The sequence below is a fragment of the Candidatus Peregrinibacteria bacterium genome (genome assembly GCA_016699755.1).
Lineage (GTDB): Bacteria > Patescibacteriota > Gracilibacteria > CAIRYL01.
Window position 1 is genome coordinate 805,103 of record CP065009.1, and the last position, 17,821, is coordinate 822,923.

Consider the following 17,821-nt stretch of genomic DNA (forward strand, 5'->3'; position numbering starts at 1 on the left):
AAACCCAAAAAACATGATGAAATGAGCTCAACTCTTTCTTAAATGTAATGAAAAAAAACATGAAGAGATTCTTCATCTCGTTTCTTGCTATTCTCGCTCTCATCTCTGTTATTGCTTCTAGTTTTATTGGTTTCTTCTAAAACCCAAATTGTGAACACACTCCCCATATTCTCCCTTCCGGCTTCCGACGGAAACACTTACACAGAACAAGATTTTCAAAGTGGACTTTTTATTCTCTATGCCTATCCGCGAGACATGACATCGGGATGCACGCTCGAAGCACAACAATTCCAAAAACTTCTCCCAGAATTCACCAAAAAAGACGTTAAGATATTTGGAATTTCTGGAGATTCTCTCAGAAAGCATGCTTCATTTTGCAAAAAGGAATCGCTTTCTTTTTCCTTGTTGGCAGATGAAGAGCGCAAACTCCTCTCCGATTTGGGAACGCTAAAAGAGAAAAGTATGTATGGAAAAACCTACATTGGCATTGAGCGAAGTACATTTCTCATTCGAGATGGAAACATTGAAAAAGAATGGCGAAATGTCACCGCAAACGGACACGCCGAAGAGGTGCTCTCATTTCTTTCATCCAAATCTACTCTATGAAGATGCGGTGGATTCTTTCTTTTTCTCTCCTCTTTATCACCCCTACGGTTTTTGCGGAAAGTGGAATTTTTTCTCCTACACTCGCAAAACAGGAATGCCGAAAAATTCGTGACAGAGAAGAGCGAAGTGCATGCTATCAACGTATTGAAGTACTCTTTCAAAAGGAAAAACAAAATAAGGTTTTTGAAGAAATAAAAAACGAAAAGGGGAACCTCAAAAAAGAAGAATGTAAAAGTCTTACCAATGTTCGCCTCCAAACAGCATGCTTTTCAGAAATAGCACGCAAACAAAAAGAGGAAGAACAAAAAAAACAAGAAGAAGAAAAGAAACTAAAATCGGAGCCAAAAGAAGAGGAAGAGCTTTTTTTGCGCATTATTCCCTGCGAAAACATACTCGATTTTCGAGAACGGATGATTTGCTACAGTACATTTCATCGAGATCAAAAGAAGAAAACTGAGGAAGAAAAACAAAAGGACACACAAGAGAAGGAAAAAAACAAGGAAACTGTCCTTCAAAATTCCCCTACATTACGCCAATTGGAGTGCAAAAAGATTCGTAATCGAGAAGAACGAAGTGAGTGTTATAAAGATTTGGAATGGAAAGAGAAGGAGAAAAAAATTGATGAGTGGATTGAACAAGAGAGGAATTTCGATCCGATTGCGGAAGAAAAAGCCTGCCTCGCACTCCGAAGTGATTCGGCACGGGAAAAATGTCTTCACCGACTCAATCAAAAAGAACAACAAATCCAGCGAAAACAAGAGGAAGAACGAAAGATATAAAAAATCGATTCCAAGAAATTATTTCTTCTTTTTTCTGTGTTGAGAAAAATCGTCTCGTTTTTTTGGCTGTGGTTGAATATCAACAACCTCATTTTCCTCACCAAAAGAGATAATTACCGATCCTTGCGAAAGACTCCGATATTCCTCAGGAAGTGCCTGTGCCTCTGACCCAATATGCAAATACCCATTTTTGATGAACCCATTTTTCCGAGATGTCACACCTTCTGGAAGTACAATCTGCTCTTGTTGAGGCTCGGTGGCAGTTGGATTTTTGTTTGACCAAAAAATAAGTTGTTCCCGTGATGAATGCAAAAGAGCATGAGTGGCGTTTTCCCTCATAAGTTGTTCGTAACTCTCAGCGCCTTGCTGTACTTGTTTGCCAGGAAGTCTCTCCGCACGTATGTTTTTTAGATCAACGACACCCCCCAAGCAAAACCAAATATCACTTCGAATAGCATCAAATCCAACAATAGCCAATAGCAAAGACCCGTCACCTGGCTCTTGTTCTATTGGATGAGGAGACATTTGAATTTTCGTGACATTACCAAGAATTCTTTCTCTCATCCCTGTGCACGATGGCATTTCTGAAGCAGGTTTCCCTCCTTCGGCTGACCTTTTTTTCTTTTTCCCCATGAATAATCAAAAGAGAGAGTATTTTAATGAAAAGAAATCAGGCGTCAATCCCCTGCTCCTTTTTTTGCCTTCTTCGTACGGAAGAAAGGAAAAAGAATCCGGCAATGGAAATAAGAATAAGAGAAAAAAGAGCAACCGGCCCCCCAGCGGGAGTAGTAGGTATTTTTGCAGAAGCAATATTCCCTGCGTATGGATTGGCAGATGCCTTTTGGAGAATTGGTGCAGGAGGTAATATTTTTTCAGATGTAGAAGATCCTCCACCAGAAGAAACACTTCCTTTCGTCACAGAAATAGGCACAGTTTCATTTTTATAACAATCGGTTCCAAGTGAGCGGAGAAAAAAGGAATATGCTGTTCCGGGTTTCATATCTTTTCCGGGAAAGGTAAGGGTTTCGACAAGTGGAATAGCGACCGATCCCGAATCATCTTTCGATTCCCAAAAAAGTTCGAGCGATTCCACCGCTTTATCCGAAGGAAGGCTCCAAGAAAATGAAAATTTTCCATTTGGAAGTGCTTTTCCAGAAAAGTCTTTTACCACCGAACATGCAGGAAGACTGCTGTCTCCCTTTGATTGCGGAGAAAGTGAAACATTTCTCCGAGAACCGCCACTTGAACCACCGCCACTCGTGCTTCCACCAGAAGTTCCTCCAGAAGGACTGCTCTCTGCTACAGCGGAAAGAGTAAGTCCTCCTGTGTTTTCGAGAACGTCTGTATTATCAACATCGTTGGCATAAACTGCAGAATTGGAGGAAAACAAAAAACTCGCTTCCCCTGACGCAATACGACGAACTAAAAAAGAAGCAACTTTTCCCTTAGAAGCTTGAATTCCTCCAGAACTATAGAGAAGGAGATCAATTTTTCCGGTATCTGAATGCACCATGTTGAGTCCAGCACCAGAAAATACTCCTCCAGAGGCATCGGTCATAGAAGAAGGAATTGCTACAATATCCTTTGGAAAAAGAACAGAGAAATCAGTAGACGTCACAATATTTGAAGAATCTCCGGTATTTATATAAATGGTAACTATTGTTTCTTCTCCAACAGAAATATTTGGATTTTCCGCTATCAAAAAGAGTTTTGCATTTTTTATGACCCCAATATTCTGCGCATTATTTTGCGTTCCAGAAACTTCAAAAATGCCATCCGAAGAACTCTGAAGAATATCACTGTTTGAGACGTCATCAAGAAGAACAGAATTTTCTCCTGGACGAAAAAGAAATGAAGCGGATCCATTTTGTGCATCCTCCTTTACACGAAAAGAAATACTTCCGATAAAAGCCAATTCTGAAATGGGATCATCAGACTTTGCCCGCACAAACGAAATTCTTCCGGCAGAATTATCAAAATCACTCAAGTAGGGGGTAGGAAAAGCGCTTCCAGAAAATCCAAGTTCGGTGACTTCTAAAATATCCGGCGAGAAGAGAAGAGAAACACCAATAGTTTCGAGGTGTTCATTGCTCCCCAAAAGAAGTCCACTCGTATCCAAAAAAATGTCAGCTGTGCCTTCTTCTCCTTGAGAAAAGGTATTTTTACTGAGAACAGCAGAAAATGTTCCGCCACCTTCGTATGCTTGGACATTTTCGGTTATAAAAAAACCAAAACAAACAAGGAATATTCCAAAAAAATTTCGAAAAGATATCATTGAGAAAGGAGAACAGAAAATTCAGGGAGATTGGTGCGAACCGCAGTTTCAGTATTTTTGGAATCTGGTAAAAGCGCACTAAGTTCATTTGGAAGAAAGGTGATTTTTGTTTCTGCAACTTCTTCGCTCGATTTTGGAGAAACGCGAAATGAAAAGAGAGGAATATCTTCTCCTAAGAGTGGTGGAACAAGAATTCCGGTAAAGTGGATTTTTCCTTCTCCTTTTTCGCCAAGAAAAACCGGAGAAACGCCTTCTGCAGAAGTAAGACTTGAGACAGAAATAATTTTTGGATCATATTGAAGAGCGAGAGATACGGAAGAAATGGGATCATACGAAGGAGTAACTGAAACCGTTATCACTTCCTCAGGATTCGCAGGAGAAAGTGTTGCCAATGAATTTCCCAAGAAACCGAAAAATGTTTTCCCCTGTGACAATTGGATATTTTCCTGAGGAGGAAGTATTTTCTGAATTTTTTGATCTGGAAGAGGATTTTCTCCAAAAGAGCATCCCGAAAAGAGAAGAATTATTCCTGCCGACAGAAGAGAGAAAATACGATTCATTTGAAACAGTGTTACGATCCCCATCCGGCAGAAACATCGTTAATATCGTTAATATCAGTTTTATCGAGAAAGCGATCCCCTGCTCCTCCTAAATCTCCACGACGAAGAATGTGCACAGGAATTTCGGTTATTTCCCCAAGGCTGTCAGTGGCGCGAATGAGAATATCTCGCTGATCGTGAAGAGGAGTACCATTTTCATCCGAAAGCACTGGAGTAAAAAGAATATGCTGGGGATCATCGGTGTTAAGTGTTCCGGCTTCTGGGGGAATAACCGCCCACGAGAACGGAGCCGTTCCACCAGAAGGACGAAGAGAAAGCGTTTCCCGCCAAGGAAGATGAATTACCCCCGCATCAGAAAGAGTGAGAACAAATGCTCCAGACCCAGAGTCATCTGAGAGTGGCAACGTATTTTCTTCTGTGGTATTTCCGGGGTATCCGGCAAAAAGTCCACCGTAAACAGGTGGTGTTTCTGAAAGTTCGGATTCTGCCAAGCAATCAACATTTCGCAATTTTTTTAAGCGAAAAATATACCATGCCCCTTCTTCTTGAGTTTCTGTACTCACGAGAACAGTGCGTGCCCCATCAAAGGATACAGAGAGGATTCCTAAGCTCGAAACATCCGTTTCATTGTGCTGAAGGCATTCGGAGATACTAGCTCCCGAATTACAAGAAAGAATTTCATAATTCGCGAGATTTCCTGCACCATATTCGCTATTTGCGGGACAGAGATCGGCGGAAAATGTGAGACGAATCGTGCTATCATCTAGTGTTTCCACGGTTGCAACCGTAGGATGAGAAACAAAGCGAAACATTTGAGAGAAAATTCCTTCCGGCGGAAGAGATTGATTTCCGCTCAATTCATCGGAAACATTTTCCACTCGCACAATGTAATAAGCACCCGAAATAAATTCTTCTAAACCAACATGAATATCAACAAAATGCGGATCATTTGTTTCACGAGTAACAGTCGCCGGAACGCCAGGATCAGAAATACTGCCTTGCGTTTTCAGGTGACAAGAACTGAGATCACTATCAGCTGATGTTGGTGCGGGAACATGACTGCCACACACATAAACGTAGTAATTTTCTGGTCGTTCGGAACTATTTCCTCCTGCTCCCGAAAGCGGTGGTGCAGAAAACTCGAGCCGAATTTTTCCGGGTGCGTAGCTCATTGTTGAAACAATTTGGAGGGAACCTCCTTCATACTCTATGGGAACCGGATGAATAGTTCCGGGGTTATTTCCCGGAAAGCTAAGATTTCCATCCGCTGTATACCGAGTAAAATCCCCGTCTCGAGCAGTGAGAATTCCCCGAAGAGCAATGTCAGGAAGAGCACTCGGGAGGTCAGAAACCACACGAAAACGCACTCGCAACACCTCATCGGTAGCAGACATAATTTTCTCTACACCGCTTATTGGAGCGCCAGGTGTTCCGCCAGAAGGATCGGTGAATTCCTCAGGACTCACAAATAAATGGATGGTGTTTGTCTCGGGAGTCTCTCCTGGAACGACTTGTGTATCGACATGAAATCCGGGAAACAGAGAAACAGAATCGAGACGAAGCTCACTCGGAACCCCAAGAATTTGAAATTCCACACTATCAATTGGAAGTGGATTCGTTGTTTCGTTCGCCACCATCCCCAGAGGAAGCTCAACTACCGCACCGATTTTGTTAGGAATAGACCAAGAACCATCAGTCATTTCTGGCTTTAAAAACCAGAGATGAAACGAAGCTGTATGAGAAAAGAGGAAATCTGCTGAAAAAAGTTTTCCTCGAATAGTAGGAGAAACAAAAGCCAACGTGGTAAAACCGATAATAACTACGGAGGCAGCAAGGTATTTTTTGGAAATCATGAAGCAGAAGAAAGAGAGTCATTAGAGGAATTAGCTTGGAAAAGCTCTGGCGGTGGTAAAAATAAAAGCGGATCAACATGATCTCCGTTTTGAAAGACTTCGAAATGGAGATGCGGACCGGTGGTCATATAGCCTGCGCCTTTTGTGCCGGGTGTTCCTCCAGAAAGAGCAATAACATCTCCTTTGTGAACGAGATCTCCTTCTTTCACGAGGAATTCGGAAACATGCCCATACACAGTCATAAGATTATCTCGATGCGCAATAATAAGAGAACTGTATCCATTTCCATTGTCACTCACTTTATATACATATCCGAGCGCAGGTGATTTGATTTCGGTTCCCTGAGGCGTTGGAATGTCTATCGCATGATGCTCTACCCCAAATACTGCTTTATATGAAGGATCGAGATAATGTGCAGAAATCCCTTTTTTCGGAAGCACCGGCCACGAAAAAGTGTATTTTTCCTCATCGACCAAAAACTGATCTCCCGATTGGTAGTATGATTCCGCCTCTTCATCAGGAAGAGTATTTGCAGAAGAATGTCTAGAAGAAAGCTGATTGTTCCACTCTCGTTCTAAGAGCAATGTTTTTTCTTTGAGGAGATCTTTGTTTTCTTGAAGATCTGCAATAATTTGCGCACTTTCTTCCATTTCTTTTCGAGATTGTTCGAGAAGATCTTGAAAACCCGCTTCTGTTTCTTGTGAGTTGGTGCGTAAAAAGTCTTTCGACTGAATTTGCCCTCTCAAAAGATCTTCCTCTTGACGCTTTGCCAACTGGAGTTTTGAAAGCGCACTCTGCTCACGCTCAATAACTTGAGACACGGAATCAATTTTTTTTCGACCGCTCTCAAGATCCGAAAGAAGGAGCCGTGCGGAATTTTCGAGAACAACAATGTGCTGTTCCTCTTGAAAATCGCGAGAGAAAGAGTTTCCCGAAAGAATAGTTTTTAGGAGGAAGTGAGAGGTATCTGCTTCTTTTTCTTGTTTTTGGAGTAAGAAAAACATGCGAGTAACGGCATTTTTTTGAATATCCCATTCAGAATCAATATTGTCACGCTCTTCCAATAATTTTTTAAGATCTTGTTCCCGACGAACGATGTGTTCGGAAATCAGATTGATTTCTTGCTGCGTCGCATTCATGGAAATATCGAGCACAATAAGCTGTCCGGTAAGTGTTCCTATTTGCTCACGAAGCGACCGGATTTGTGTTTCTGCTTCATCAGAAATACGTTTTTTTTCATCAAAATCGAGAAGCTCTGTTGTAATTTGATCTTCCAAACGATTGATACGACTCTCTTCATGCAAAAGCGATGCCTTGCCCTGCTCTTCTTTTTTTCCCTCCTGATATTCTTGAAAATCACGTTCAATACGCTGAATTTCTGTTTGCTTTTGGATCAACGCATCTTGTTCGCTTCCTTGCGCCAAGGGAAACCCAACAAAAATAAGAAGAAATGCCCCAAAGAGAGAGAAAAAATTTCGCATCTGTTTTTGTTTTTTTGTGAGAGATATTTCACCGTATTATACGGAAAAATGAGGAAATTCTCAATAAAAAAGCAGACAAGTGAAAAAAAGAGCGTCGTACCAGATCTTCTGTCATCCTGAACTCTCGTTGTCATCCCAAACTTGATTCAGGATCTGTGTTGAGAGATTGAGGATCGAGTCCACAATGACAAAAGGAGCTCTTCTTTATAAAATTTGGTGCAATTTCTCTTAATGGTTTGAGCACAAAATCTCGCTCTTTCCAATATGGATGTGGAATAGTGAGCGTATCTGACTTTATTTTTTTGTTTCCCCAAAAGAGAATATCAACATCGATTTCGCGCGGACCCCATTTTTCCCGTTTTTGACGACCGATTTTTTTCTCTATTTCTTGAAGTTTTTTGAGAAATTCTTCAGGAGAACTCTTTGGTATTTCTGTCTCCACAACGGCATTTAAAAAAGATGGTTGATCTTCCTTTCCCCACGGAGCAGTTTCATATACGGAAGATATCTTTTTCACCGCAACAAAGTGAGAAATGAGCTGAATCGCTTCTTGAATATTTGCTTCACGATTCCCAAGATTACTCCCAAGCCCCAAAAAAACACTTTGTAAAAAATTGGAATTCTCACCTCTGTAAAAAAGGGGAAAGCTGGAAAATTGTGAAAGCACAGAGAGCGCTTCCCGAGTTTCGGAAACATCATGCACACGAAGAATATCTGCACCTCGTTCAGCGGCGAAAACCCCCGAAACAACACTTGCAATCAGACGTTTTTGAGGAGGTCTATTGGGACACAAAAATCCCTTTCGACTCGTCCCAACAAGAAGAGATTGCTCCGGAAAACGCACTTTGAGCTCTGAGAGACGCGAAAGGACTTCAAAACTCACGGCAGGATCGGATGAAAGAAATGCTCCCATCCCAGGATCAAGGATGATGTTTTCAGGGTCAATTCCAGCGGAAACGGCATATGAAATTCGTTCTTCTAAAAAATCCCCAATGGTCTCAAGAGGATCATCGTATGCGTATGGTGACAGTGTTGTACGAGGCGAATTATCTTTGGAATACATCAAAATCACTGATGCGGAAAATTTTGCAAGAACATTTGCCATATCCTGATCTCCGCGAAGCGCAGTAACATCGTTTATAAATGTTGCTCCATTTTCAAGCGCACACCGAGCAATAGATGATTTCCACGTATCAACCGATACCGGAACACCAAGAGAAACGGCATGCGGAAGAAAATCTTTGATACGACTCCATTCTTCCTCTTCTGAAACAGCGACAGAATTGGGAGCTGTACTTTCTCCGCCAATATCAAGCATATCTGCACCTTGCGCCACCATTTCTGTAAGATGTTTTTTTGCACAATCGACATCTAAAAATTGTCCGCCATCTGAAAATGAATCAGGAGTTGCATTAAAAATGCCCATGATTTTCCACTGCTTCATACTTATGATGAGGAAAGAAAAAGATGAGGAAACAAAACTCCTCGACGCTTCTCTTCCCAGCATTGCCACGTTCGTTCGGACTGACAATATTGAAAAAACTGTGGGTCGAACTGACAATTTGGCGTGCTCTTAGGACACAACGGAGGGGGAAGCACTGTTTGCCCATATGTAGTGTTGAGGAGAAATTTACTCTCAGAAGTCGAGAGAAAAAGGGGGAGCCCTGCACAAAGAAAAATGGGAAGAAAAAGAACAACACACATTCCAGAAACCAAGGGAGGGAGAAGACGAAAGAAAAAGAATACTGAAAATGCGATAAGAGGAAGAAACACGGGGTATAGATATCGCCCATGCAAACCAACTTCTAAAACACGAAGTTGAGTATACCCCTGATAGTTTACGATAATGAGTATAGCGACATAGCAAAGGAATAAAAGTCCACAGAAAATAACAAGAGAAGAAACTGACTCCCCCTTAAGGAAAATTGAAAGGCGCTTTGGGAAAATGAGAGTAATGCCATATAAAACGGCAGAAAAAAGAGCAAAAAGAAAAAAACCAAAAAAAAGAAGAGAGAAAGCAAGAGGTGGAAAGAAATGTTGCTCCGTCCAAAAAACATTCCGCGAAACTGGTTCACATGCAGATCGTTCAAATTCTCCTCCACAAATCTTCTGAAAAGTGACGAGTCCTGTTATCCGCTTTTCCATAAAAGATATCCACACCGGAGCATACTGTAAAAAAGAATATTCAAGAGGACGATCGGCACGTGTTTTTTTGAAGAGCATATCTCGTGCGGCAAAAATATTTTTACTACATTTTTCCTCAGAAAATACTTGCTCACACCGTGGTTGAAGATGATGAAATCGTATTAAGTTTCCGCCATACCAATAGACATTCGCTCCAACAAAAATACATATCGCAGAGAACATTATCGAAAAAAAGCGTCTATTTTGGAAAAATGCCTTTCGAAACATTCCCATTTGTGTTCGGTGTCGCCAAAAAATAAAAAGAATCCAGAGAAAAACAAAAAACGCATAAGGAAGAAAGGTAATTTTAACAAGTGCCCCAAGAGAGAGAAAAACAAAAAGCCACAACAGAAAAAGGGGAGAGAACTTCTGATGAAGACGAAAAAGTAGAAAAAGACTTCCCACTGCAAAAAAGTTTGTGGGGGGATCGTATCCAACCGCGGTACTCAAAAAAACAAAAGGAAGAAGCGCAACCATGATGACAAGACCCATCACATGAACTACTTTTTTATTCGAAATGAGACGGAGGGTAAAAAAAGAAAAGAGGATGGTCCCCATGCTTACAAAGAGATTGAGGAGACGAAGAAAGATGAGATCAGAAACCGGAAAAATATTAAGTGGGAGAAGAAGTGCAACAGTACGGTGATAGAGAAGCGGAAGAAAATCGGTTAATCCAAGAGATAGCCCTTCGTCTATGAGAGGAACAGAAAAATGAGAGTCAAAAATACGATAGATAAGAGAGAGATGATAGTTTTCATCTGGTGCCACCCCTTCCTTTATGGCAAAAACAAAAAAGAGACCACTGAAAAAAAACCATCCAAAGAGAAATCCGATACACAAAAAATAAAGCGCATTTTCCGCTTTTTGTGACCAAACGTTCTGTAGTGTATTCCAAAAAAAAGACACGAGTGAAGAGCAAAGAAAACAGACATCAGGATACCGCCACAGAGCGAAAAGTGGCAAATTCATGGTTCTTAATCTTTTGTTCTGTGATTGCGAAAGAAGCAGTCTGGATTTTCAAATGAAGCTCAATCGCTAAACTCTCCCGATAAATCGGGGTTACTTGCAATAACTGAACTTTTGAAATTACAACATTACAAAAACTAATGAAGATTGTATTAAAAGGAATAAAGTATAATTCCGATAAATTGAGAAAGGGAGTTTTTAACTATTATGGATTCACTCCAAATGACACAAGACAACTATTGTATTTTCCGACACTGGAGCGAACTTCAGATCCATTTCCAGGATCGAAATCAACATCTTCTTGAAATTTTCCAACAAGACGAGTTCCACTTGCCCCTTGAAAGAGCACAGAAAATGCGGAATCGCGTCCTACTCCACCAAACACAGAAGCATGCGCATAGCTTCCATCTGCGTTCATTTTGCTCATAAACACATCTTGGTAGCCCACATTCTCTTGATAGTCCACCCCTACATCAGGATCAAAATCGACAAGATCGGAAAAATTTCCGGTAATATAAGCATTATCGGAGTCGTCAAGATCAACAGAAAGTGCCTGATCATTTCCAAGTCCTCCCCAACTCTTTGCCCAAGCAAGCGTTCCATCAGCGGCATATTTTGCGGTGAAGTTATCTTTTCCTCCTTCACTCGTTTTTTCGTCGATTCCGCCCGTTGGGTCAAAATCTGCAGACCCCATAAAGTGTCCAACAAGAACAATATTCCCATCGGAAGCAATACTCAAAGAGCGTCCAAAGTCTTGACCTACCCCCCCCATCGCATCTCCCCATACATACGAACCATCGTTTGCGAGTTTTATGAGGAAAATATCCGAAGTACCTTCACTCGTTTTTTCGTCGATTCCGCCCGTTGGGTCAAAATCGATAGTCCCCGAAAATCCTCCGGTAAGATACACATATCCATTGACATCTTGTGTAACGGATATGGAAGACACGAAATCGTGTTCTCCACTTCCGTATGTTTCGTTCCAAACAAGATTTCCACTGGAATCGAATTTGGAAACAAAGAAGTCTGCTTTTCCAACGGAAGTTTTTTCTACTGTTCCTGCATTGGGGTCAAAATCAACAGTTTCCCGAAAATTTCCGGTTACAAAGATATTTCCCGAAGTATCGGTATCAACAGAAATACCAAAATCGTACCCTGTTCCTCCCCAACTTTTTGTCCACTGATGATTTCCCGAGGAATCAAATTTTGTCAGGAATGCATCACACCCTCCGGCGCTGGTATGTTCATCGGTTCCTATATCGGGATCAAAATCTGCAGTTTCCCAAAAACATCCCGTTACATACACATTTCCAGAAGAATCAACAGCAACAGCATTTGCCGCATCGGCATTTGTTCCTCCAAAAACTTTTGTCCAAAGGTAATTTGAATCTGAATCGTATTTTGCAAGGAAAACATCTTTTCCTCCGGCACTCGTCTGCTCATCGGTTCCTCCTGTGGGATCAAAATCAGACGTTCCAGAAAAATATCCCGTTATATAAAAGTCGCCAGAAGAGGCATCTTCCGCAATATCGTGCGCCACGGCTTCTTTTAATCCGCCGAAGGTAAGAACGTCGGGGGAATCGTAAAAAGGATTTGTAGGACTCTTGATAATAAATGCGATTTCTCCGGAATTTGCCACAGTGTATGATGAAGAATCGTCAAAATCATCTGTCGAAAGCACTCGCCAGTAGTATGCCCCCTGAGAAAGGGTTTGATCTTCAGCGCCAACCGTATAGGTTCCGCCTCCTTCGGCTTGTCCAACGGTAAACGAGGCAGAGCCTTGTGCGAGGAGTGCGGAAGTATAGTCGACAATGGGAGAAGAGAAATTGCTCGTATCATCAATTTGAATGGTGTATTGAAGAGTATTAGTAACGTCGGGGTCAGATTGCGTAAAAGTAAAAGTAGGTTGCGTTTCAGTAACAAGCGATTTGTTGACAAATTTGACAGAACCAAGGGCAGTGGGAAGATTTGGGGGAGAATTGCTCGTTGTTGTAAATACATCCGTATTTCCATAAAAGGTTTCTCCAGCGGCGGTAGTGATATAGGCTCTGGTGTGATATGTAACGTCTTCTGTAAGCCCAGTAAGGTTTGAGGAAAAAGAACCAAGAGAAGTAGAGCCGAGAGTACTATATTGACTAAGAATGGGAGAAGAATCTTCGGTTCCAGTGCCAGAATTGTAGAGAATGGCAATATCATCGGAAGAAAGAGTTCTATCGTAAATACGGACATCGTCAATAGAACCAATAAATTTTTCCTGTCCAGGAAAATTAGAGTTATCCATTCCAATAGTAAGATTGTATGAATTAGCGTTAATACTACCGGTATATGCAGTAGAACGCTGGAGATTCCCATCAACATAAATTCTGATGGCATTCCCATCATATGTAGACGTAATCATATGCCAATTTCCATCAGCAACGTTTGTCGTACCTACAGCAGAAATATGTTGCATCTCTGTCATAACTCTACCGCTTGAATCCCCTACCATATTAAGAACATAACCAACAGTATACGATTTATCGATAATCCTTCGATACACGTTATCTTTTGTTGTTGTTTTTATCCATGCCGATAGCGTGATATTTCTCGTAATATCTAGTGCATTATTATCAGGAATATTTACATAATCACTGCTTCCATTAAACGTGAGTGCTTCGTTTATTTTTCCTGTGGTTGTTACAGTAGAAGTATTTCGTTGAGCAGTTCCGTTAAAGCTTCCCATGGCATCGGTAACGGTAGTATTTCCTGCGTTGTCATTCATTTTCCAGTGAGCAATGGGAGATCTCATAAAACTAAGATCTGCGAAATCAACGGGAGAAGTTTCGGTTCCATTTCCAGAATTGTAGAGTTCGGCAATTTGAATATCGGTAAGGGCTTTGTCGTAAATACGTATGTCATCGAGTTGCCCTGCAAAATAGTAACCATTTGCCGTTCTCGCTCCCAAATTAAGAACCTCATTCAAAGAATAGGCGCTATTTGAAGCTACCCCCTGACTAACTCCATCAATATAGAGTTTCGTTTTGGCTCCATCATAGACACCTAAAACATGATACCACTGATCATTCTGAAGTGTTCCTGCTCCAGTAACTATAGGATTACCCCAATTACTTCCATCTCCAATATTAAAATATATATGTCCATCGGCATCAGTCACAAAACTCAAGTGCTTATCCGAAGTTCCAGCACTGAATGGATCTCCATAATTATGAAGATTTGTTGGTTTCATCCAAAATGAAACCGTGAAGGAAGAATTAAGCGCTATTGTTGGAGTTCTTATATAGTCACTGCTCCCATTAAACGTGAGGGCTTCATTTATTTTCCCCGTCGTAGTAAGGGAGGAGGTGTTTCGTTGAGCAGTTCCGTTAAAGTTTCCCATAGCATCGGTAACGGTAGTATTTCCTGCGTTGTCATTCATTTTCCAGTGAGCAATGGGTTCAAGTGGAGCAGAAGCAGCCCAAATGTGCCCGTGTTCAATAATAGAGTCGGCGATACCAATGCTCTCTATGGTGGCGTTTCCTGTGGCAGTATTTCGACTGATATTTGAAGTGGGGTCTGTTGTAAATGCAGTGATATTGGGGTAGATGGTACCCGCTCCTCCACCTTGTCCACTGTTTCCGTTTCCACCAATGGCAGTAATAGCTCCAGTGAACGTTCGAGTGGCATACAAAACAGCAATGCGTCCACCGCCACCGCCACCTCCATCATAGGTACTACTCCCTCCATCTCCTCCATTTGCGGTAAGGGTTCCGGTTCCGGTGAGAGTGTCTGTGGTGAGAGAAATGGATCCTCCAGAGCCTCCACCGCCACCGTAGGCAGTGGTATAGATCAATCCCGTTCCTCCGTTTGCCGTTATAGTTCCGTTCAGAGTAGTGGTTCCCGAGACAACAAGCTTAAGAGCTCCCCCTCCGGCACCGCTTGCGGCGGAAGAATATCCAGATCCTCCAGAAGAACCGATTGCTGTGGGGTCGGTTGCAGAACCATAGGTAGAACCGCCTGAAGCGTTTGCCTGGGAATTTCCTCCATTTCCACCATAGCCTCCACCGGCTCCAGTATTACTTAAAGAACCTCCTTTCCCAGGACCATAACCATTCGCATTCGAACTCGTCTGTGATGCATACCCTTTGCTGTTGAGGTTAATGGTTCCTCCAGAGTTGAGGGTGAAAGTGGTGAGATCGAGATTGAGTCCATCGGTTTGTGAAGTGGAGTTTCCTTGGTGGGTAAGGTTTCCTCCAGAGTTGATGGTAATAGAGGTAAAGGGAACGGCGGAACCTGTGGTATTTTGATTTTGGAATTCAAGAGTTCCATTGATGATAATGTCGGTAATGGGTTGAGTGTCTCCGATTTGGGGATTGGTACCGTTTTCTTTCCAAGTGGAGCCAGAGGGAATGGTAAGGGTGGAACCAAGAAAAGCAGATTGGTTGTATACACCATTGTTTTGAACAGTGTTATTGCTAAAAGTAGTAAGGACTGGAAGAGAAAGGGTAGCATTGTTGGTCAGAGTGTTTCCGGTAAGGGTGGTGAGAGAAGAAAGGTTTTGAGAAGTATTTAAGACAATCGTTGAACCGGTAACGGAGGTGAGAGAAGATTCTGTAAAGGTTCCGCTATTGGTAAGAGTGAAGTTTGCGATACTCGTCAGACTGTCTGCTATAAAGGTTCCTCCAGCATTGATGGTGAGAGAAGCGTTGCTGGTGGTAGTGAGAGAGGAAGCGAGGAGAGTGATGGTATGGGTATTAGCGATGATATATTTGGCGTAGTTCTGAATGGTGATGTTCTCGAAGGTATCAGATGTACCAGTAGTTGTATTCGCTCCATTTCGTCCAGCATTGTCGAGAATGAGGTCTCCATTTGTTTGGGAATTGGCTTTTGTGTAGATGGTACCCGCTCCTCCACCTTGTCCACTGTATCCTTCTCCACCAATGGCAGTAATAGCTCCAGTGAACGTTCGAGTGGCATACAAAACAGCAATGCGTCCACCGCCACCGCCACCTCCATCATAGGTACTACTCCCTCCATCTCCTCCATTTGCGGTAAGGGTTCCGGTTCCGGTGAGAGTGTCTGTGGTGAGAGAAATGGATCCTCCAGAGCCTCCACCGCCACCGTAGGCAGTGGTATAGATCAATCCCGTTCCTCCGTTTGCCGTTATAGTTCCGTTCAGAGTAGTGGTTCCCGAGACAACAAGCTTAAGAGCTCCCCCTCCGGCACCGCTTGCGGCGGAAGAATATCCAGATCCTCCAGAAGAACCGATTGCTGTGGGGTCGGTTGCAGAACCGTAGGTAGAACCGCCTGAAGCGTTTGCCTGGGAATTTCCTCCATTTCCACCATAGCCTCCACCGGCTCCAGTATTACTTAAAGAACCTCCTTTCCCAGGACCATAACCATTCGCACTCTGACTCGTCTGTGATGCATACCCTTTGCTGTTGAGGTTAATGGTTCCTCCAGAGTTGAGGGTGAAAGTGGTGAGATCGAGATTGAGTCCATCGGTTTGTGAAGTGGAGTTTGCTTGGTGGGTAAGGTTTCCTCCAGAGTTGATGGTAATAGAGGTAAAGGGAACGGCGGAACCTGTGGTATTTTGATTTTGGAATTCAAGGGTTCCATTGATGATAATGTCGGTAATGGGTTGAGTGTCTCCGATTTGGGGATTGGTACCATTTTCTTTCCAAGTGGAGCCAGAGGGAATGGTGAGGGTAGAAGAGGAATGATTGTAAATACCGTTGTTGGTAATCGTCAGACCAGAACCAAAAGAAGAAATTGCCGGAAATGAAAGGGTTGAATTATTGGTAAGAGTGAAGTCTGCGATACTCGTCAGACTATTCGCCGTAAAGGTTCCTCCAGCATTAATGGTGAGAGAAGCGTTGCTGGTGGTAGTGAGAGAGGAAGCGAGGAGAGTGATGGTATGGGTATTAGCGATGATATATTTGGCGTAGTTCTGAATGGTGATGTTCTCGAAGGTATCAGATGTACCAGTAGTTGTGCTCGCTCCATTTCGTCCAGCATTGTCGAGAATGAGGTCTCCATTTGTTTGGGAATTGGCTTTTGTGTAGATGGTTCCGGCTCCTCCATCTTGTCCACTGTATCCTTCTCCACCAATGGCAGTAATAGTTCCAGTGAACGTTCGAGTGGCATACAAAACAGCAATGCGTCCACCGCCACCGCCTCCTCCGTCATAGCTAGCACTCCCTCCATCTCCTCCATTTGCGGTAAGGGTTCCGGTTCCGGTGAGAGTGTCTGTGGTGAGAGAAATGGATCCTCCAGAGCCTCCACCGCCACCGTAGGCAGTGGTATAGATCAATCCCGTTCCTCCGTTTGCCGTTATAGTTCCGTTCAGAGTAGTGGTTCCCGAGACAACAAGCTTAAGAGCTCCCCCTCCGGCACCGCTTGCGGCGGAATATCCAGATCCTCCAGAAGAACCGATTGCTGTGGGGTCGGTTGCAGAACCGTAGGTAGAACCGCCTGAAGCGTTTTTTTGGGAATTTCCTCCATTTCCACCATAGCCTCCACCGGCTCCAGTATTACTTAAAAAACCTCCTTTCCCAGGACCATAACCATTCGCATTCGAACTCGTCTGTGATGCATACCCTTTGCTGTTGAGGTTAATGGTTCCTCCAGAGTTGAGGGTGAAGTCTCCCCCGATATCAAGAAAGAGTTTGTGGGTTTCAGAAGTTCCGTTGGCGGTATGAGTGAGTGTTCCATTTGCTCCAATAGTAGCGTTGTTCGTGATAATAAGTTTTTTGGTAGAGGTGTCTCCATTGGAAACCGTCAGGGTAGAAGAAGCCGAACTTCCAAGAGAAAGAGAGTTAATAGTTATTGCCCCTCCAGAGAGATTGAGAGTGGGAGGGTTTGTGTAAGAACCATTGATGATAACATCATCGGTTGATTGAGGAGTTGTGCTATTACAGTTTGTCCAGTTGGTTGAAGTTGCCCAGTCTGTAGAAGTAGTTCCGTTCCAAGTACAGGAAGAAGCGGAAGCAGAAGAAAAAGGAAGGAAGAAAAAGAGGAGAGCCACTATAGAGATGAGAGGAGTCAGAAAGAGTGTTCTGCCCCGAAGAAGGAGAGAGGTGGTAAGCGGCATTTGTGTGTGAGAAGAGAGTTTTCTTTTTCATTCCATTATACCGTCTTT

General features: G+C 42.8%; 10 protein-coding genes. 2 read left to right on the plus strand and 8 right to left on the minus strand.

Features of this window, described 5'->3' with window-relative positions:
* The first annotated feature begins 147 nt into the window (after positions 1-147).
* Both IPN35_03585 and IPN35_03590 read left to right on the plus strand, forming a co-directional pair.
* The gene (locus IPN35_03585; GenBank protein ID QQS59934.1) at positions 148-606 is read left to right on the plus strand and encodes a peroxiredoxin; all 459 of its coding nucleotides are present in this window, start codon (positions 148-150) and stop codon (positions 604-606) included.
* A 2-nt stretch (positions 607-608) separates the two neighbouring features.
* Positions 609-1,385, plus strand: a complete 777-nt coding sequence (locus IPN35_03590; GenBank protein ID QQS58659.1) for a hypothetical protein — start codon at positions 609-611, stop codon at positions 1,383-1,385.
* Between the two features lie 18 nt (positions 1,386-1,403).
* Here IPN35_03590 and IPN35_03595 read toward each other — a convergent pair whose 3' ends face one another.
* The 8 genes from IPN35_03595 to IPN35_03630 all read right to left on the minus strand — a co-directional run bounded on the left by IPN35_03595 (position 1,404) and on the right by IPN35_03630 (position 17,773).
* Positions 1,404-2,018: a hypothetical protein gene (locus IPN35_03595; protein QQS58660.1), complete on the minus strand. Its 615-nt coding sequence runs from the start codon at positions 2,016-2,018 to the stop codon at positions 1,404-1,406.
* A gap of 37 nt (positions 2,019-2,055) precedes the next feature.
* Positions 2,056-3,660 carry a hypothetical protein gene (locus IPN35_03600; protein QQS58661.1) on the minus strand — a complete coding sequence of 535 codons (1,605 nt, stop codon included), beginning with the start codon at positions 3,658-3,660 and terminating at the stop codon, positions 2,056-2,058.
* Positions 3,657-4,220, minus strand: a complete 564-nt coding sequence (locus IPN35_03605; GenBank protein ID QQS58662.1) for a hypothetical protein — start codon at positions 4,218-4,220, stop codon at positions 3,657-3,659. The genes IPN35_03600 and IPN35_03605 overlap by 4 nt, the downstream gene beginning before the upstream one ends.
* 11 nt (positions 4,221-4,231) lie before the next feature.
* Complete coding sequence (locus IPN35_03610; GenBank protein QQS58663.1) at positions 4,232-6,073, minus strand: hypothetical protein; 1,842 nt, start codon at positions 6,071-6,073, stop codon at positions 4,232-4,234.
* Positions 6,070-7,497 (minus strand): peptidoglycan DD-metalloendopeptidase family protein, encoded by a 1,428-nt coding sequence (locus tag IPN35_03615; GenBank protein QQS58664.1) that lies wholly within the window; start codon positions 7,495-7,497, stop codon positions 6,070-6,072. The genes IPN35_03610 and IPN35_03615 overlap by 4 nt, the downstream gene beginning before the upstream one ends.
* 187 nt (positions 7,498-7,684) lie before the next feature.
* Complete coding sequence (gene folP, locus IPN35_03620) at positions 7,685-8,998, minus strand: dihydropteroate synthase (protein QQS58665.1); 1,314 nt, start codon at positions 8,996-8,998, stop codon at positions 7,685-7,687.
* Between the two features lie 2 nt (positions 8,999-9,000).
* Positions 9,001-10,644, minus strand: coding sequence for a phospholipid carrier-dependent glycosyltransferase (locus IPN35_03625; protein QQS58666.1), 1,644 nt, complete (start codon positions 10,642-10,644; stop codon positions 9,001-9,003).
* Positions 10,645-10,909: 265 nt separating this feature from the next.
* Positions 10,910-17,773 carry a hypothetical protein gene (locus tag IPN35_03630; protein QQS58667.1) on the minus strand — a complete coding sequence of 2,288 codons (6,864 nt, stop codon included), beginning with the start codon at positions 17,771-17,773 and terminating at the stop codon, positions 10,910-10,912.
* Between the last annotated feature and the right edge of the window lie 48 nt (positions 17,774-17,821).